The 18,149-nt window shown below is 65.0% G+C and carries 16 protein-coding genes; 10 read left to right on the plus strand and 6 right to left on the minus strand.

The features are described from left to right. Nucleotides 1-245: 245 nt before the first annotated feature. Nucleotides 246-470: a DUF6807 family protein gene (locus tag AC1MBU_RS00640; protein ID WP_479788129.1), complete on the plus strand. Its 225-nt coding sequence runs from the start codon at nt 246-248 to the stop codon at nt 468-470. Next, entirely contained in the window at nt 467-1,597 is a 1,131-nt protein-coding gene (locus AC1MBU_RS00645) for a M24 family metallopeptidase (protein WP_479788131.1), read from the plus strand. Before AC1MBU_RS00640 ends, AC1MBU_RS00645 begins: the two co-directional genes overlap by 4 nt. A 91-nt stretch (nt 1,598-1,688) precedes the next feature. Here AC1MBU_RS00645 and AC1MBU_RS00650 read toward each other — a convergent pair whose 3' ends face one another. Together AC1MBU_RS00650 and AC1MBU_RS00655 are read right to left on the minus strand one after the other, a co-directional pair. After that, nucleotides 1,689-2,315 (minus strand): alpha/beta hydrolase, encoded by a 627-nt coding sequence (locus tag AC1MBU_RS00650; RefSeq protein WP_479788133.1) that lies wholly within the window; start codon nt 2,313-2,315, stop codon nt 1,689-1,691. Next, on the minus strand, nt 2,315-3,334 hold the full coding sequence (locus AC1MBU_RS00655) for a ring-cleaving dioxygenase (RefSeq protein WP_479788137.1): 1,020 nt from the start codon (nt 3,332-3,334) through the stop codon (nt 2,315-2,317). The genes AC1MBU_RS00650 and AC1MBU_RS00655 overlap by 1 nt, the downstream gene beginning before the upstream one ends. A gap of 104 nt (nt 3,335-3,438) precedes the next feature. Here AC1MBU_RS00655 and AC1MBU_RS00660 point away from each other — a divergent pair, with 104 nt between their 5' ends. Next, nucleotides 3,439-4,524 carry a phosphotransferase family protein gene (locus tag AC1MBU_RS00660; protein WP_346027616.1) on the plus strand — a complete coding sequence of 362 codons (1,086 nt, stop codon included), beginning with the start codon at nt 3,439-3,441 and terminating at the stop codon, nt 4,522-4,524. Here the strand turns inward: AC1MBU_RS00660 and AC1MBU_RS00665 are convergent. The 3 genes from AC1MBU_RS00665 to AC1MBU_RS00675 are packed head-to-tail and all read right to left on the minus strand — an operon-like array spanning nt 4,492 to nt 8,055. Next, nucleotides 4,492-5,592, minus strand: a complete 1,101-nt coding sequence (locus AC1MBU_RS00665) for a mandelate racemase/muconate lactonizing enzyme family protein (RefSeq protein WP_479788140.1) — start codon at nt 5,590-5,592, stop codon at nt 4,492-4,494. The genes AC1MBU_RS00660 and AC1MBU_RS00665 overlap by 33 nt on opposite strands. 53 nt (nt 5,593-5,645) lie before the next feature. Next, entirely contained in the window at nt 5,646-6,608 is a 963-nt protein-coding gene (locus tag AC1MBU_RS00670; RefSeq protein WP_471672359.1) for an NAD-dependent epimerase/dehydratase family protein, read from the minus strand. Continuing rightward, nucleotides 6,601-8,055, minus strand: a complete 1,455-nt coding sequence (locus AC1MBU_RS00675) for a Gfo/Idh/MocA family protein (RefSeq protein ID WP_479788143.1) — start codon at nt 8,053-8,055, stop codon at nt 6,601-6,603. Before AC1MBU_RS00675 ends, AC1MBU_RS00670 begins: the two co-directional genes overlap by 8 nt. A gap of 182 nt (nt 8,056-8,237) precedes the next feature. Here AC1MBU_RS00675 and AC1MBU_RS00680 point away from each other — a divergent pair, with 182 nt between their 5' ends. The 3 genes from AC1MBU_RS00680 (at nt 8,238) to AC1MBU_RS00690 (ending at nt 11,549) form a co-directional block, all read left to right on the plus strand. Then, nucleotides 8,238-9,251, plus strand: a complete 1,014-nt coding sequence (locus AC1MBU_RS00680) for a LacI family DNA-binding transcriptional regulator (RefSeq protein WP_479788146.1) — start codon at nt 8,238-8,240, stop codon at nt 9,249-9,251. 182 nt (nt 9,252-9,433) lie between these two features. Then, nucleotides 9,434-9,700, plus strand: coding sequence for a GlsB/YeaQ/YmgE family stress response membrane protein (locus tag AC1MBU_RS00685; RefSeq protein ID WP_056545113.1), 267 nt, complete (start codon nt 9,434-9,436; stop codon nt 9,698-9,700). 358 nt (nt 9,701-10,058) lie between these two features. Then, complete coding sequence (locus tag AC1MBU_RS00690; RefSeq protein ID WP_277359303.1) at nt 10,059-11,549, plus strand: SulP family inorganic anion transporter; 1,491 nt, start codon at nt 10,059-10,061, stop codon at nt 11,547-11,549. Between the two features lie 18 nt (nt 11,550-11,567). Here the strand turns inward: AC1MBU_RS00690 and AC1MBU_RS00695 are convergent, their stop codons facing one another. Next, nucleotides 11,568-12,584, minus strand: coding sequence for a LacI family DNA-binding transcriptional regulator (locus tag AC1MBU_RS00695; protein ID WP_277359294.1), 1,017 nt, complete (start codon nt 12,582-12,584; stop codon nt 11,568-11,570). 166 nt (nt 12,585-12,750) lie between these two features. On the opposite strand from AC1MBU_RS00695, the gene AC1MBU_RS00700 reads away from it, so the two are divergent. The 4 genes from AC1MBU_RS00700 (at nt 12,751) to AC1MBU_RS00715 (ending at nt 18,056) form a co-directional block, all read left to right on the plus strand. Next, nucleotides 12,751-14,811: a beta-galactosidase gene (locus AC1MBU_RS00700; RefSeq protein ID WP_479788149.1), complete on the plus strand. Its 2,061-nt coding sequence runs from the start codon at nt 12,751-12,753 to the stop codon at nt 14,809-14,811. Next, nucleotides 14,811-15,758, plus strand: coding sequence for a carbohydrate ABC transporter permease (locus tag AC1MBU_RS00705; RefSeq protein ID WP_346027622.1), 948 nt, complete (start codon nt 14,811-14,813; stop codon nt 15,756-15,758). The genes AC1MBU_RS00700 and AC1MBU_RS00705 overlap by 1 nt, the downstream gene beginning before the upstream one ends. Beyond that, nucleotides 15,755-16,657 (plus strand): carbohydrate ABC transporter permease, encoded by a 903-nt coding sequence (locus AC1MBU_RS00710; RefSeq protein WP_346027623.1) that lies wholly within the window; start codon nt 15,755-15,757, stop codon nt 16,655-16,657. Before AC1MBU_RS00705 ends, AC1MBU_RS00710 begins: the two co-directional genes overlap by 4 nt. Before the next feature lie 67 nt (nt 16,658-16,724). Further along, nucleotides 16,725-18,056, plus strand: a complete 1,332-nt coding sequence (locus AC1MBU_RS00715) for an ABC transporter substrate-binding protein (RefSeq protein ID WP_479788151.1) — start codon at nt 16,725-16,727, stop codon at nt 18,054-18,056. Nucleotides 18,057-18,149: the final 93 nt, after the last annotated feature.

Below are 18,149 nucleotides of genomic sequence, written 5' to 3' on the forward strand. Positions count from 1 at the left end.
CGGACCGTCGATGACGCCAACCCCGAGCCCGATCGCCGGCTTCGAGGACTGGCCCGCAGCTCTGCGGCAACTCGGTAGACACGAGGGACACAACACCGCGAGCGCCAGTCTTGCCCAAGCCCTCGGCGTACCCGCACCCATCCCCGCACCGCCCGTCACGGTGCGCCGCGCTCAAGTGTTCGACGGCGTCGAGCTGCAGGAACTGGAGTGGCACCTTCAGCAGGCGGCCCGCTACGCTCCTCTTCTTGCCCAACGACAACGCGATCGACCCCTGGTTCGTGAGGGCCGAGGGTTACCCCGGGGTGGGGCTTACCCTCGCCTGGGACCGGCCGGTCACCACCACGCGCGAGGCTCCCCTGACCCGCTCCGTCACCATCCTCATTGCCGACGGCGCTCTGACTCCTGACGCCGCCCGCACCCTGACTCCTGACGCCGTCCGCACCTTTGCGGCCGAAGAAAGGCACCCATGACCACCACTTCAGCCCCCGGCCTTGAGATGTTTTCGGCTCCAACTGCGGAGCCAACTGCCGCGCGCGTCGACGACTCTGTCGACGAGGGCGCCATCAAGCGCGGCAGGGTTCTTGAGATCCTTGACCGCACAGGCCATGACTCCTTGCTGTTGACCAGCAACACGGCGATGACGTGGTACCTGGGCGGGAGCCGTCTGCACATCAGCCTCGCGGGGGATCCCATCGCCATGCTGCTCGTTGACCGCGAACGGGACCACCTGGTTACGTTCAATAACGAAGCGGACCGGCTGATCCGCGAGGAGCTGCCGGCCGACGTCGTCGTTCATCCTGTTCCCTGGCACGGATCCATGCACGAGGTGATGAGCCGGCTGTCCCCGTCGCAGCCGCTGGATGAGGCGAGCGTGCGGCGGGAGCTGCGCGACGCGAGGCAGTCGCTGCTTCCCGTGGAAGTGGAGCAGTACACAGAACTGAACAGGGAGGTCGCGGGTGCGCTGACCGATGTGCTCTCCGCTGCCAGGCCGCATACACCGGAACGGGACATCGCCGCTGAACTGGGCGCGCGGGTCATCGCCATGGGCGCTGAGCCACTGGTTCTGCTCTGCAATGGGCGTGAGCGGTCGGCTTTCCGGCACCCGCTGCCGACGTCGTCGCCATTGGGTCGGCGGGCGATGGCGGTCGTGTGCGCGCGGCGTCGGGGAATGGTTGCGAACGTCACGCGTTGGGTCCGGTTTGACGGGTCAACGGCCGCCGAGCGCGACGCCGAAGCACGCATTGCTGCCGTGGAGGCTGACATTTTCGCGGCAACCGTGCCGGGTGCGCGGTTGGACGGAATCTTCGAGGTCATCCACAGTTCCTATGCCGCTCACGGCTTCGGGCCGGATCAGTGGCGGCTGCACCATCAGGGCGGCCCCGCCGGCTATGCGGGCAGGGATCCGCGGGTTACGGCGTCGACGGATGACAAGGTGGTGCCCAATCAGGCGTTCACCTGGAACCCGTCCGGCCCCGGAGTGAAGATCGAAGACACCGTGCTGCTCACTGCCGAAGGGATCCGGGTGCTCAGCGTCGACGAGCGCTGGCCGACGGTCGAGGTGAACGGCCTGCAGCGGCCAATGACCCTCGAGATCTAGGGAACTTTTGCGCAGCTCCGGTGGGTTCCAGCGCCGTGGAACCCACCAGAGCTGCGCAAAAGTTCCTGATATTCGATGCAGTTCCTGGAGGTCAGCGGCGGCCCAGCCAGTCAACCGCCGCTTCCAGGTCTGCGCGATCGATACCGTGACCGCCCTCCCGAAGAACCTGTTCGACGTCGGCGCCCTGCCGTTCCAGCTCGGACATCAGCGTGGCAACGCTGCTCAGCGGCGCCATCGGGTCTGACCGCCCGTTCAGCACGATGAACCGGCTGCCGGAGAGGGAAACCTCCGTGCTCCGCTCACCGAACGGGTACATGCCCGAGAACGCAACCACGCGGTTCAGCGCTTCCGGGTGCAGCATCGCCGTTGCCAGCGCGATGTTGGCACCATTGGAGAAGCCGACGGCGATGATCTCCCGGTTGCCGACGTCATAGTGTTCCCGTGCCTCAGCGATGAAACCGGCCAGTTCACCGGCACGGAGGATGACGTCGTCGACGTCGAACACTCCCTCCGCGCGCCGGGCGAACCAGCGCAGCATGCCGTTCTCCTGCACCCTGCCGCGTGGCGCAAGCACCGCTGCGGCCGGATCCAGCTGCGCCGCGAGGGCCGCAATGTCCTCTTCGTGTGAGCCGGTGCCGTGCAGCATCAGGAGGAGTGGGCGCCCGGAATCACCCTCGCGGTAGAGGTGCGGCCAGTCGGTGAGCTGCGGTGTGGTCATCAGGCGACGCCTCCGGGCTGCCCGGACGGGACGGTAGCCGCGTCACTGGCCTCGCCTTCGGCAAGCGTGTTGTTGTCTTCCGGAACCTCGATACGCGCCACCGAGGCTTCGATGTCCTCGCGCGAGGGCTCGAGCCACGGCGGCAGCTTCAGTGAGCGCCCGAGTTCCAGGAGCGGCTCATCGACGTTGAAGCCCGGAGTGTCCGTTGCAATTTCGAAAAGCACTCCGCCAGGCTCCCGGAAATAGATCGAGGTGAAGTACTGACGGTCGAGAATCGCTGTCACGGCGAACCCACGCTCAACGAGATCCTGCCGCCACAGCTCCTGCGTGGCTTTATCCGGAACCCGGAAGGCGATGTGGTGCACGGTTCCGCCCGCCACGAGTCCGTAGGGCCCGGCAGGATCGGCAAGAACGTCGACAATATTGCCTGGGCCGCCGTCGCCTGCTTGTAGACGGGTGCGTCCGGGAGACTCGTCGGAGATTCGCAGCCCGAGGTCTTCGGTGAGGACGCGCAGGGTGTGCTCGGGGTCCGTAACCGTCAGCACGGATGAGTGCTGTCCGCGGACGGCGTGCTCGGCGGGGACAAAGGACGAGTCCCAGGGGTTGCGTGGATCGGAGGTCGAGGAGGCCACGAGGTCAAGCTGGAGCCCGTCGGGATCACGCAACGAAAGCCTTTCCTCATCCGCGGACGTCCGCGAGATGGAGGACTCCACGCCGAGGTCGCGGAAGTGGTTCTGCCACCAGCCGAGGCTTCCCTCAGGTACCGAGAAGGCGGTGGTGGTGGATTGCCCGGAACCGATCCGCCCGGGCGCCACCTGGCCCCACGGAAAAAAGGTCATCAGCGAGCCCGGTCGGCCGGCGTCGTCGCCGTAGTAGAGGTGATAGGTGGACGGGTCATCGAAGTTGACCGTCTTCTTCACGAGCCGAAGTCCGAGTCCGCGGATATAGAAGTCAATGTTGGCCTGCGGGTCACCCGCAATGGCGGTGACGTGGTGCAGGCCCGTGGTGTGAGCTGTCATGGTGATCCTCCGGAAGGTTCCGGTCGGCCCCGGCGGTCGACGTTGTACATGCAAATGCATACATCCTCGGGCTTATTCCCCGGACCGGACGCTAGTGTGTGACCGTGAACGATGCGCTCTACGAGCTGAAAGCAGCCGTTACCGACGCCGTGGGTGGCCCCGTTACTGCTCTGGCTGACGTCGAGCGGATCCCGCTGGATTACGACGCCTTCCTCGCCCACCGGACGGTGAGCCGAATCCAGGGACACGCGCTCGTTGGGGGTGAACGCGTTGCATGGTCCATGATCGAGAAGCGCACCGCGGGGCCGGCCCTGGCCTCCGCGTACCTTCTTGACAACGGACGGCGTGAGGTCAACGCATACGCCTCCGGAGTGCTGGCTGGAATAGCTCCCGGCATCGGCACACCACGGATGCACGGGAAATTGCGTGATGCGGAGGGAGGGATGACCCTCTGGCTTGAGGAAATCCGCCATGAGGGTGCAAGGCCGCTGGACGCGGAGACTGTCCTCGCCGCAGCGCATGATCTGGGCGGTATGGGTGGGCTGTGGGCCGGGCGCCGGCTCCCAGAACCCTGGTACTTCTCTGGGTGGATTGACCGCCATAGCCAGCCTGAGGCCATTGAGCAGGGCCTCGCCACACTGCGTCGCCGGGACCCACGCGCAGCCGCCCATCTCGGTGACCGGCTGGCTGCCGCCGAGCAGCTGGTCCTCAACCAAGCCCGTTACCGCGGGATTCTGGAATCGCTTCCGCATACCCTTTGCCACCACGACGCTGGAGGCGCGAACGTCTTCCACTCGCGCGGCCGGACCGTTCTGATCGACTGGGAATCCATCGGTCCCGGCCCCGTGGGAGCAGACCTGGCTTCGTTGCTTTTCTCCTCGGTCCGCCGTGGCGATGCCCTCGCGAGCGTGGTGATGCCGCTGGTTGAAGAGGCTCTGGACACCTACTCCACAGCCCTCAGGGCAGAAGCACCCACTGTCACGTTCAAGAACATCCGCCTGGGGTTCGACGCCGCGGTTGCACTTCGCTGGAAGCTGGCCGTCGACGTCGTCGCTGGTATCGAGAAGGGTGAGCCCCCGCGGCGGGGAAGCCTCCCGGACGAGGACCCGGCAGCGGCACTGGAGGAGCTGATAACACTCGTGGATCTGCTCCTCGCGTCAGCCGGCCGCGCACTCCACAAAGCCCCGTGAGTTAGGTACGATCTCCAGGCCCAGCCCCGGCTGGCCGGTCACCGTAAGCCCGGATTCCGTGATGCTGACCGGCGACGGACCGGCGAGGACACCCAGCTCAGTCATGGTGGCGCCGTCGACCGCTTCCACCCAGGCCGTCTCTGCGAGAGTGGAGGCAAGCTGCCCGGAAAGCTCCGGAAGCAGGTGCGGAGCCACTGCGATGCTGTTGGCCCGGGCAAGCTCGACGATCCGCCGGAACGGAGTGATTCCACCGACGCGGATGATGTTGGGTTGGATGATGTCGACGGCGTCCGCTTCGATAAAGTCCCGGAACCGGTAGATGGTGTGCACGTTTTCACCCAGTGCGATAGGCACCGGCGAGGAGCGCCGCAGCCGCCGGTAGGCAGAGAGATCGTCTGCGCGGATCGGTTCTTCGAGCCAGTGCAGGCCGTACTCCGCCAGCCGTTCAAGCGCCCGCAGGGTTGTGGGCAGGTCCCACCGCTGGTTCGCGTCGATCATCAGTGCGCGGTCGGGGCCGATGACCTCGCGGACTGCGGCGATCCGTTCCGCATCCTCGCGCAGGTCCGGCTTACCCACCTTCACCTTGACCGCCTGCCGGCCTTCCGTGACCCACCGCTGGGACTGCTCAACGAGCTCCTCAAGCGTGTAGTGCAGGTTCACTCCCGATCCATACACCGGTACGGTTTCCCGACGGCGGCCCAGCAGGTCAGGTACGGAACACCCGGCCTGCTTCCCTGCCAGATCCCACAGCGCAAGGTCGACGCCGGCCATCGCGATGGTGGTCAGCCCTCCCCCGCCTGCCTCATGGAGCCGGACCCAGAGTGCGTCCCACACCTCCTCCGCACGGGCAGATAGGCCCTCCACAAAGGGGGCGATGTCATGTTCGAGCAACGCGAGCACTGCCTGCGGCCCGATGGTGGGCGTCCACGAAAAGCCGTGTCCCACACCGCCGTCGTCAGTGGTCACCGTCGTCGCGATGAAGTGGTTTTCCGGCACGTCCGCTCCCCAGGCACGCCGAAGCGGCGCCGTGACCACTCGCGAGGACAGGCCGGTGATCTTGACGTTCATGCGCCCACGAGCTCACGGCCGGCGGCAGGAATGGCCTCTTTGAACTGCATGACTCACCGTGCTTCCTGGCTTGCGGCTGCGAGCTCCGGTGTAGCGAGCTCCGATGGAACGAGTTCCGTACGCCAGCTACGTTTCGGCTCCCAGCCGAGCAGCTTGCGCGCCTTGTCGATCGAGAAGGCCGGGCTGGTTCCGTGCAGGTTCCCGGCGAGCGCACCCACCGCGGGGAGGTAGCGCGGGATGAGCTCGGACAGCGGCTCGCGCGCCAGTGCATCGGCTGCGCCCACGAAGAAGGTCTCAGCGTTCGGGATTCTATCCATGGACTGCAGCAGCACATCAAGGAAATCCGCAACATCCCGTGCGTCCACGTAGTTGAAAATGGCCGGCGCGGACAGCGCGGGATCATCCAGGCGTTCGACGACGGTGTTCCCCTGCTGCGTCGGCGCACCGGCCCATTCCTCCGGCGAGATAACGTAGCAGGGCCGGAATGCGGCGTACCGGATCCGCTCGCCCTGCGCGGCCGCGAACATGCGCATGGTTTGCTCGGCGAGCAGCTTGGAGAGCGCGTACGCGTTCCAGGGCTTCGGTGTTGTCTGCTCATTCAGCGGGAAGGCCTCCGGCATCCAACCGGCGGGTGCGCCGTAGCCAAGGACCGTGGGGCTTGACGCGGTGATGATCCTGCCGACGCCGAGGGTGGTCGCTGCGTCCATCACCTGGAAGGCGAGTTGGCTGTTGGTCTGCAGGATCACGTCCTCCGGCGCACTGAAGGGCACGGCGATCGCGGCAAGGTGGATCACGGCGTCGGCCCGGTGGTTTTCCAGCACGCTACGCGCAACGCCGGGAGCCAACAGGTCAGCCGCTTCCTGTCGGATCTGAGTGGGGAACACGCCGTCCGGAACCGGCGCGCGGTCCACGGAGACGACGTCGTAGCCTGCCTCAGCGAGGCCGGTCACCACACTTCGGCCCAGCCTGCCGGAGCCTCCCGTGACCAGGACGGTAGTCTGTGCCCGCTCAGCCACGGCGCACCGCGGCCTTGGACGCGCGGTCGGCGGCACGGTTCGCGGTGAGGTCCGCTCCGAGGTCCGCTCCGAGGCCGAGTTCGCTGATGCGTACTGGCAGCGAGGATTCGAGTGAGGCGTTGCCAGCAATACCGACGGCGACGGCGCGCAGACCGTCCAGATAGCCTGACGGCCTGCCCAGCGGGTCCTCGCCGGGGCCCTCGAAGAGGTCCGTGAGCAGCAGCGCATCACCGCCGCCGTGGCCGCCCTCTCCGTTCACAATCGGCACTTCGAGGGCGGGTTCCCAGTGGCGCTGCAGGATGAGGCGTTCGCCGTTGATCCGGACGGCGTCGTCTTCCTGCACGGGTGTGGCACTGGGATCGACGACGTTCTTTTGATCCGTGCTGCCGGAAACTGCGGCCCGCTCCACGACCTCGAGTTCAACGCGGCCCAGCGTTCCGTTCACGGCAACCCGGTAGCCCTCCCAGGGGCTGTGCGCGTTCAGCGAGTAGCTGAGGGTCGCTCCGGAGGCGTAGTCCACCACCAGGGCAAGGTTGTCCTCAATGGTGATTCCGGGGGCGAAGACGTCCTGGTCACGCTGATAGCCGTCGTGGTGTTCGTTGGCGTAGTAGAGGTTGTTCAGCTTCTCGTCCTCGCGCAGGTCGAGGGCGAACGGATCCCCCGCGGCCGAGTCTGAGGTTCCGCGCTCGGGCCGGTCCGTCAGCCCGCGCCCAACAGCGTTGCTGTCCCCGTAGAAGCGCAGCCCACCGCTGGCGAAAACGCGCTCAGGGACGTCGTCGATCCACCAGTTCACGAGGTCGAAGTGATGGGACGCCTTGTGGATCAGCAACCCGCCGGAGTTCTCCTTCTGCCGGTGCCAGCGTCGGAAGTAGTCAGCGCCGTGGACGGTGTCCAGCATCCAGCTGAAGTCGATGGACGTCACGGTGCCGATTGCGCCGCTCTGAATAATTTCCTTCAGCGCGCTGTTGCGCGGCGAATACCGGTAGTTGAAGGTCACGACGACGCCGCGGCCGGTACGCTCGATCGCCTCGCAGATCCGGCGGCAGCCCTCGGCATTGATGGTGAGCGGCTTTTCGACGACGACGTCCGCTCCCGCTTCCAGCGCCTCGACGATGTAATCGGCATGCGTGTAGTCAGGTGTGGTCACGATGACGCGGTCAATGCCGTTGTCCCGGATGAACTGCGTCAGCTCCTCCGGGCGAAACTGCGCGACGTCTGTCTCCGCCGAGAGTTCCTCGGCGAGATCGAGGTAATACTCCACCCGTCCGGGGTTGGTGTCGCTGATTGCCACGAGCTCGGCTGAGGACGCATGATCGCCGAGCGCAGCGCGGACATACATTTCCGCCCGCGAGCCGGTGCCCACGATCACCAGACGGGTGCGATCTCGCGGTTCCGACGTCGAATCGGCCTGCTGCTGGGCAGGAAGCGTATGGGGGGCGGTGCTCATGGGGCTCCTTCGGGTACCTGCATCAGCGGAAGATGCGACACCGTGACTGTGAGAAGTAACTGTCAGTGGAAACTGTGAGAAAACGTTTTCTGAATTAGGTTATATGCTTTCTATCAACACACCGGCGTACCCGTCAACCATTCGTTGCCGGTACGCCGATCTCCAGCCCGGATGAGGAACCTATGGCCAGGAAAACAGCCAACCGCAGGGTAGGCATCACGGACGTCGCGCAGCGTGCAGGAGTCTCGCTGGCCTCGGTCTCGCGCGTCATGAACGGCAACTTCTCCGTGGACGCGGACATAGCGGCCCGGGTCCGGAGCGCCGCCGCGGAACTGAACTACCAGCCCAACGCGGTGGGGCGGAGCCTGGCGCTGGGCAAGACCGACACCATCGGCGTCGTCGTGCCGGATCTGGCCAACCCCACCTTCCAGGGGATGCTCCGCGGAGTAAGCCGCGCCGCCGCCCAGGATGGCTACCGCGTGCTCATCGCGGACTCCTCCGAAGTGTCCAGCGAGGAATCGATTCTGGCAGGCGAAGCACGACGGCGGTGTGACGGTGTCGTACTCTGTGCACCACGCATGAACGAGGCAGAACTGGAGGCGCTCCTTCCGTCGCTGCGCCCGCTGGTTCTGGTCAACCGCTCGACGGCGGATACTGAGACTCCCAGCCTCGTGGTCGACTACGGGCAGGGCGTGCAGGATCTGGCCGCGCACCTCGTGGAGCTCGGCCATACCACTCTTGCGTTCCTGGAAGGGCCTGAGCGGAGCGCGTCCAACCAGGCACGCCTGCAGGGGCTGGAGAAGTTCCGTGTGGACAACCCGGAGATTCAGCTGACGGTCCTCTCCGGAGGGTCGAACTTCGAGGCCGGGCACACCTCGGTGGACAACGTCCTCGGAACCGGCGCTACCGGCGTACTGGCCTTCAATGACCTCGTTGCCATGGGGCTCTTGAGCGGCCTGCATGAACGCGGGATCGATGTGCCCGGGGAGATCTCGATCACCGGGTTCGATGACATCCCGTTCGCGAACTACACCACGCCCCCGCTCACCACTGCGGCGGTGCCGATCAATGACATCGGCGAGCAGGCGTGGCACGAGATGCGCCGGCTCCTGGGGGATGGCGGGGATGAGCCCTCGCACACCACGTTCCAGCCTGAGCTCAGGCGCCGCGGAAGCACGGGACCAGCCGCGCGTTAGCGGTAGGGCGTCCTGCCTCACTCAGAAACTGCCCGCGGGTGCAGGGTCGCCGGTTCGAACCGGCGACCCTGCACCTCGGGGCAGTTTCTTTGCGATTGGGCCTCGCACCACCGCAACGAGTTGCTCTCACTAGAAAGCAGGCTTAGGGTTCTCGGAGGAAACACTCACCTATAGGAGGCATCATGATTGGTTTCATCATTGCCGGGTTGATTATCGGGGCACTCGCTCGGCTCATCAAACCGGGTAAGCAGAACCTGGGACTGCTCGCGACCCTGCTGCTGGGACTTGCCGGCTCCGTCATCGGCGGTTTGATAGCGAGCTTTTTCCACACCGGTGGAATCTTTGAGCTGAACATTCTCGGCTTCATCCTTGCGGTGATCGCCGCGGTTCTGCTGATCGGCGTCGCTGAGTCACTTTCGGGCCGCCGCAACCGCAGCGTCCGCCGGTAGTTCACCAGCAACACGAGTTCAATCCGGGCCCATCAGAGGGAAGTCTTCCCTCGCAGGGCCCGGATTGTGCTCTTTAACGGACTAGCCTGACTCAACGGAACGTACGACGCACGGGCTTGCCCTTCAACCACCCTCCCTGTACTGGTGGGCGGCGGCAGTCCCGTTCCGCCGTACTGCCGAATAGTCCACAGTAGAGTTGAGGTCAGGCCCGGCCTCCCATCGCCCCGGTCGGAACTTTCCCTGTGCAGCGCTGCGCACTTCAAACCTGCATGAAGTCAAACCTGCATGAAGGCCGGCGCGCCTTCCCGACCTGTGAAACGGAGCCCACGTGGCCACAACACTCGGCTCGAAGCCCACCCTGACGCCCGAACAGCGGCAGTCAGTCCTGCTGACCCTGAAGTCGCCGCGACTCCTGAAGACGGAGGTCCTGGCCGGGCTGGTTGTCGCCATGGCGCTGATACCCGAGGCTATTGCCTTCTCAATCATCGCTGGCGTTGACCCGCGGCTTGGGTTGTTCGCATCCTTCACGATGGCCGTGACAATTGCCTTCCTGGGCGGTCGACCGGCGATGATTTCGGCGGCAACCGGCGCAGTGGCGCTGGTCATCGCTCCGTTGGTGGCAAGCCATGGCGTGGACTACTTCATTGCCGCGGTCATCCTCGGCGGCTTGATCCAGGTGTTGCTGGCCGTGCTGGGCGTCGCAAAACTGATGCGGTTCATCCCGCGACAGGTCATGGTGGGCTTCGTCAATGCTCTTGCCATCCTGATCTTCATGTCCCAGGTGCCGGAGCTTCTCGGTGTTCCGTGGCTCGTGTACCCGCTGGCCGCCCTCGGCCTGCTCATTGTATTCGGGCTGCCCCGATTCACTACTGCCGTTCCCGCTCCTCTGGTGGCCATTGTTGTCTTGACTCTCATCACAGTGTTGGCGGCCGTCGTCGTACCAACCGTTGGCGACAAGGGTGAGCTTCCCGACAGCCTGCCGTCCCTCTTCATTCCCAACATTCCGCTGAACCTCGAGACACTGCGGATCATTTTCCCGTACGCACTGGCCTTGGCTCTCGTGGGGCTCCTGGAATCACTGATGACCGCGAAGCTGGTGGATGACATCACCGACACCCGCTCGAGTAAGACGCGGGAAAGCTGGGGCCAGGGCGCAGCCAATATGGTCACGGGCTTCTTCGGCGGCATGGGCGGCTGCGCGATGATCGGCCAGACCATGATCAACGTGAAGGCATCCGGTGCGCGCACCCGGATTTCCACCTTCCTCGCAGGAGTCTTCCTACTCATCCTGGTGGTGGCCCTGGGCGACATTGTGGCGATCATTCCCATGGCGGCGCTGGTGGCCGTCATGATCTTCGTGTCGATCGCAACCTTCGACTGGCACAGCATCAAGCCGTCCACCCTGAAAATGATGCCGAAGAGCGAGACGCTGGTCATGGTGGTGACCGTGGTTGCGACAGTTGCCACCCACAATCTCGCGATCGGCGTCGGCGTCGGCGTGCTGACCGCGATGGTGCTCTTTGCCCGGCGGGTGGCCCACTTTGTCACTGTGGAGCGAACGGTCCTGGAACTGAACGGCGAGGAAGTCGCAACTTACGTAGTGGACGGGGAGCTGTTCTTCGCCTCCTCCAACGACCTGTACATGCAGTTCGAGTACGCACACGATCCGCGGAAGGTCATCATCGACATGCACGCTTCCCACCTCTGGGACGCGTCAACGATTGCCGTCCTTGACGCCATCACGGAGAAATACCATCACCACGGCAAGGAGGTCGACATCATCGGCCTCAACGATGCCAGCGTGCTGATGCGCGAGCGCATGGCAGGCAAGCTTGGCGGCGGCCACTGAGGTAGGTGCGGGTGCCCCTCAGGCGGACTCCCGCCACACCACAGAGGTGTTGAGCATCCGCACCTCAGCCTCGTTGCCCTCGATCTGGGCGAGGACAAGCTCTGCGGCCGCGCGCCCCAGCAGGTCCGCCGGCTGCTTGACCGTGGACAGTTGGGGCTTGCAGCGCAGTGCCCAACTGCTGTCATCAAAGCCAACTATCCCGACGTCGTCCGGCACCCGCCTGCCCTGCTCCTGCAGGGTGGCCATGGCACCTGCGGCCACCGCGTCAGAGGCGGCAAAAACGCCGTCGATATCCGGGCGCCTGCGCAGGAGTTCGGCCATGCCGTCAGCGCCGGCAGCATAGGTGTAGAGCGGAAACTCAAGAACAAGATCCGGGTCGAATGCCGGCCCCAGCGCTGTCCGGAAACCCTCAAGCCGGTCCTGGCCGGAATCGCGGTCCAGCGCACACGCAATCATGCCCACCCGCGTCCTGCCGGTGTCCAACAACCGCCGCACAATTGTCCGGGCGGCTGCCACGTTATCGATCCCCACATACGGAATGTCCGGCGTACCCGGCGGATGGCCGACAAAGGCAGCCGGAATCTTCAGGTTCCGCACCGCCGTCGCAATGGGATCGGAGGTTCGCGCAGAAATGATGACGGCGCCGTCCACAAGCCCGCCGCGCAGGTAGTCCGCTACCCGCTGGCTGTCCCGTGCGGTGTCGATGATCAGGGAGACCAGCTGGTAGTCCGCGGCGGAAAGCACCGAGTTGGCGCCGAGGAGTATCGATCCGATGTTGGGATCCTCGAACAACAGGGAGTGCGGCTCGTGGATGATGAGGCCGATAGCCCGGGACTCCTGCCGCACGAGGTTCCGGGCCGCCGAGTTCCGCACGTAACCGACCTGCGCGATAGCCGACTCCACGGCCATCTTCGCCTCGGGTGAGACGTACTTCTCCCCGTTGACCACACGCGAGACCGTCCCCCGGGACAGGCCCGCCGCGGAGGCAACATCATTGATTGTTGCCCGCCGGCGGCGCACGCGAGTGGAGTCCATACCGATACTGTAACGGAGCTGTCGAAGCGGTGGATCCGAATAAAAACGTTGACACGTCGGTGTGACGCAGACTACTCTGTGAACGTTCCCAGATTGCGTAGAACATCGCGCTTCGCGCTTTCTGGGAACGTTCACAGAAGCAACAGCGAACAGTCAAGGACCTCACGTGCCGACCTCCACCTCACCGATCACTCAGCTAGCGCCCAACGGTGGCCTGGTGTTCGGCTGCGACTACAACCCGGAACAGTGGGACGAGGCCACGTGGACCGAAGACGTGCGGCTGATGCGCGAGGCCGGGGTCAACCTGGTGGCCGTCAACATCTTCGGCTGGGCGGAACTCCAGCCCGACGCCGAAACTTTCCATTTCGACCGGCTGGACGCCATCATGGACCTCCTCCATGAGAACGGCATAGGCGTCAACCTGGGAACAGGAACCGCTTCCCCGCCGCCATGGCTCACCACGGCGCACCCCGGGATCCTTCCCGTGACGGTTGACGGCGCCACGCGCTGGCCCGGCGGGCGCCAGGCCTGGTGCCCCAGCTCCCCCGTCTTCCGGTCCTCTGCACTCACGCTGGTTGAAGCAGTTGCCCGGAGGTACGGCGCGCACCCCGCAGTGCGCCTCTGGCACGTATCGAATGAGATCGGCTGCCACAATGCGCTGTGCTACTGCGACACGTCCGCCGCATCCTTCCGGCGCTGGCTGCAGGACCGTTACCTCACCCTGGACGCCCTGAACACTGCGTGGGGTACGGCGTTCTGGAGCCAGCGGTACTCGGCCTGGGAACAAATCCTCCCACCGCGCACCCCGCACGCCACACCCAACCCCACGCAGGTCCTGGACTTCCGCCGCTTCAGCTCCGACGAGCTCCTCGCGTACTACCGGGCCGAGGCAGATACCCTCCGCGCACACAGCACGCTGCCCGTCACCACCAACTTCATGGTCACCGCGCACATCCGCACCCAGAACTACTGGCAGTGGGCGCCGGAGATGGACGTCATCGCGAATGACCACTACCCGGACCACCGGCTCGAGGACCCTGTGCAGGAGATCGCCCTCGCCGCCGACCTCACCCGCGGTCTGGCCCGGAACCGGCCCTGGATCCTGATGGAACACGCCACCAGCGCAGTCAACTGGCAGCCCCGGAATATTGCCAAGGCGCCCGGCGAGCTGCTGCGCAACTCCCTGTCCCACCTCGCCCGCGGTGCGGACGGCTTGTGCTTCTTCCAGTGGCGCGCCTCCCTGCAGGGCAGCGAGAAGTTTCACTCGGCCATGCTCCCCCACGCGGGCACGGACTCGAAGATCTGGCGCGAGGTCACCGAACTGGGCGAGACACTGGGCCGGTTACGTGAAGTCGCAGGCAGCACTGTCACGGCGCGGGCAGCCGTGATCTTCAGCTGGGAGGCCTGGTGGGCCTGCGATTCCGACTCCCACCCTTCCGCCGACCTCCGCTACCTCGATCAGGTGCACGCACTCTACGGCGCACTGTGGGATGCCGGCATCACCGCCGATTTCCTGCCGCCGGACGGCGACTTCACCGGTTATGACCTGGTGCTTGTCCCTGCCCTCTACCTCGTCACCGACGACGACGCCGGCCGGCTCACCGACTACGTCCGCGGCGGCGGCACCGCCGTCGTCTCCTTCTTCAGCGGCATCGTGGATGAAAACGAGAGGGTGCGCCCGGGCGGTTACCCCGGTGCCTTCCGTGACCTGCTCGGCATCAGCGTCGAGGAGTTCCACCCGCTGACCGCCGGCCAGCAACTGCAGCTTTCAAACGGCACGACGGCGGCACTGTGGAGCGAAGCCCTCCGCACCACAGGCGCTGAAGCCGTTCTTACCATCACCGAGGGTCACCTCGCCGGGACCGCTGCCGTCACCCGCAATTCCTTCGGAAACGGCCACGCCTGGTACCTGGGCACCTCGCTCGGCAAGGAAACCCTGCTGGAAGTTCTCAGCGACGCCGCCCGCTCCGCCGGGATTCCTGCCTCGGGGACGCGCGGCGTCGAAACTGTCGAGCGGGTGTCCGGGGACGCACACTATCTCTTCGTCATCAACCACACCACGCACGACTACAAGCACCGGGTCACCGGAACTGAACTGGTGCTCGGCACGGAAGTTGCCGACGTCGTCGTTGTTCCGGCGGGCACCGTCCGCGTTGTACGCACCCACTCAACAGGCAGCACCCACTCGACAGGCAGCACCGTATCAACAGGCAAGGAGGCCTCCTGATGGCTACCCTGGACCAGGCCCAGAACCCGCCGGGCACCAACCCGCCGGGCACCGTCAAAAATTCCCGGCACATTTCCAACAAGCGGCGCAGCACGCGCAAAGCGGTTGCCGTCTTCGTGGCGCCGTTCGCCGTGCTCTTCATCCTCTTCTACGCGGCACCGATCATCTTCGCGATCATCCAGTCGCTCCTGGTGGTGGAACGTGAGGGCACGTTCGGGGCGCCGCAGCAGGTCTTCGGCGGATTCAGCCAGTACGCGCTCGTCTTCCAGGACCAGGCGTTCTGGGCCTCGGTCGGCAGGGTGCTGCTCTTCGGCGTCGTACAGGTGCCGATCATGTTGGGCATGGCGCTGCTGTTTGCACTACTGCTCGATTCGCCGCTCCTCAAGGGAAAGAAGTTCTTCCGGCTGGCTTTCTTCGCTCCCTACGCGGTGCCGGGCGTCATTGCGGCCATCATGTGGGGATTCCTCTACTCGCCCTCACTCTCACCGTTCAGCGCGGTCACCTCGGAAATCAACTTCCTCGACGGGTCCCTGGTCTTGTGGTCCATCGCGAACATCGTCACCTGGGTGTACGTGGGCTATAACATGCTCATCATCTACGCGTCGCTGCTCGCTATTCCCACGGAAATCTACGAGGCGGCACGGCTTGACGGCGCCTCCAACGCGCAGATCGCCTGGCGGATCAAGATCCCGCTGGTGACTCCCGCGATCATCCTCACCGGGGTGTTCTCCATCATCGGCACCCTCCAACTCCTCGCCGAACCCCAGACCCTGCGCAGCTTCAGCTCGGCGATCAGCAGCACCTACACACCGAACCTCGCGGTCTACACCACGGCGTCGATCCCCAACTACAACCTCGCCGCTGCGTTCTCGGTTGTCCTCGCGATCGCCACCTTCATCCTCTCCTTCGTCTTCCTGAAGGCAACCCAGCGGAAGGTATCCCAATGAGCACGGCAGCCGTTCCCCTGTCAGCCCCGGAAAAGTCCCGCTCCCGGGGTCCGCGGCAGAGCATCATGTCCCGCAGTGCAGCCATGCTCATCATGGGCGTCTTCACGCTGTACTTCCTGACCCCGATCTGGTGGCTGCTGGTTACCTCGACGAAATCGGGCGGGGACATCACCGGGACGTCCGCGCTGTGGTTCACCCCAGACTCCGTTGCCACGTTCTTCACCAACATCACCGGCCTGTTCGCGTATGAAAACGGACTCTTCGTCAAGTGGCTGCTGAACAGCGCCCTGTACGCGGGGGTCGGTGCTTTCCTCGGCACCATCATTGCGGCGATGTGCGGTTACGCGTTGTCCAAGTACGAGTTCAAGGGCAGGGAAGCCATCTTCAACGTGGTCCTCAGCGGAGTACTGGTACCGGCCACCGCGCTGGCCCTGCCGCTGTTCCTGATCTTCAGCGAAGTGAACCTGACCAACACCTACTGGGCGGTCTTCCTGCCCAGCCTCGTCAGCCCGTTCGGCGTCTACCTTGCGCGGATCTACGCCGCGGCCTCGGTCCCCGGGGAACTCCTCGAGGCTGCCCGGCTGGACGGCTCCGGCGAGGTGCGAACCTTCTTCACCGTCTCCAGCCGCCTCATGGCGCCGGCGCTGGTCACGATCTTCCTCTTCCAGTTCGTCACCATCTGGAACAACTTCTTCCTCCCGCTGATCATGCTCCGCGACCAGGCTCTCTTCCCGGTGACACTGGGCCTGTACGCGTGGAACAGCCAGATCAGCCAGATCCCGGAGCTGCGCACGTTTGTGATCATCGGTGCGCTCGTTTCCATCCTGCCCCTCATCATCGCCTTCCTCGGTCTGCAGCGCTTCTGGAGCAGCGGACTCGGTGCCGGAAGCGTCAAGTAACCAAGACCGCAAGAAACTGCCGGAGACACCCGTCGCCGGCACCGTCCATACACAAAGGAAAAACAGAATGCGTATGCATCACGGAAAGACCACCGCCGCCGTCGTCATGGTCTCCGCTCTGGCCCTCGCGGGCTGCGCCGGTGGAGGCGACAGCTCCGGCGCTCCCGAAGCAGCAGCGTGCGAGCCCTCGAGCGAGCCCGTGGAACTGACCTTCACCACGTGGGTTCCAGGCATGGACGAGGTGGTGAAGCTGTGGAACGAGGAGAACCCGGACATCCAGGTCGAGGTTCAGACCGGCCCCAACGGCAACTCCGGCACGTACCAGAACTTCTTCAACCAGCTGCAGGCGGGCAACGCGCCGGACCTCGGCCAGATCGAGTATGACGCCCTCCCGAACTTCCGTGTCCAGGACGGGCTCGAGAACATCGCCGCGTGTGAGGGCGTCGGTAATGCCGGGGACCAGTTCATCGACTGGACCTGGAACCAGGTGACCTTCGGTGAGGAAGACGCCGTCTACGCAATCCCGCAGGACAGCGGACCGATGGCCCTCTTCTACCGCGCGGACCTCTTCGAGCAGGCCGGCATTGAAGTTCCGACCACCTGGGAAGAGTATGCAACCGCCGCCGAGCAGATCCGTGAGGAAGGCGGCTACATCACCAACTTCCCGCGTTCGGATGTGAACTGGTTCGCCGGCCTCGTCTGGCAGGCGGGCGGCGAGTGGTTCAGCAGCGAGGACGACGGCTGGGAGGTCAACCTGACCGGCGAAGAGTCAACGCAGGTGGCCGAGTACTGGCAGGGGCTGCTCGAGGATGACCTCGTGTCCACCCTCCCCTCCTTCTCCGACGAGTGGAACGCGTCCTTCAACGAAGGCGACCAGTGGACCTGGGTCTCCGCAGTCTGGGGTACCTCGACGCTGCAGAGCGGTGCACCGGATACCGCGGGTAAGTGGGCTGTTGCGCCCATGCCGCAGTGGGACGCCGGCCAGAGTGCTGCAGGCAACTGGGGCGGCTCGTCCACCGCAGTCCTGAAGGGATCGGATCACCCGTACGAGGCCTCGCAGTTTGCACTGTGGCTGAACACCGATCCTGAAGCGCTGGCGCTGGCGAACGAGCTCGGCGGACTGTACCCGGCTGCGACGGCGGGAGCGGACCTCGAAGCCTTCGCTGGTGAGTCCGAGTTCTTCGGCGGACAGGCCGTCTATGACGTCTTCGCTGAAGCTTCCAAGAACGTCGACCCGGAATTCACCTGGGGCCCCACCATGACGCAGACCTACACGGACGTCTCTGACGGCTTCGGCGCTGCTATCGGCGGCGAGTCCACCCTCACGGAGGCGCTGCAGCGCGGTGAACAGCAGACCATCGACGCATTGAAGGCGCAGTCCATCCCAGTCATCGAGTAACCGCTTCCCCTTTCCGGGTCAGCCGTTCGCCGGCCTGCTGCACGCCTACCGTTAGTGACGGTCGGCGAGGCAGCAGGCCGGCGTTTTAGCGTC

The sequence above is a fragment of the Arthrobacter sp. PTI12 genome, from assembly GCF_056679915.1.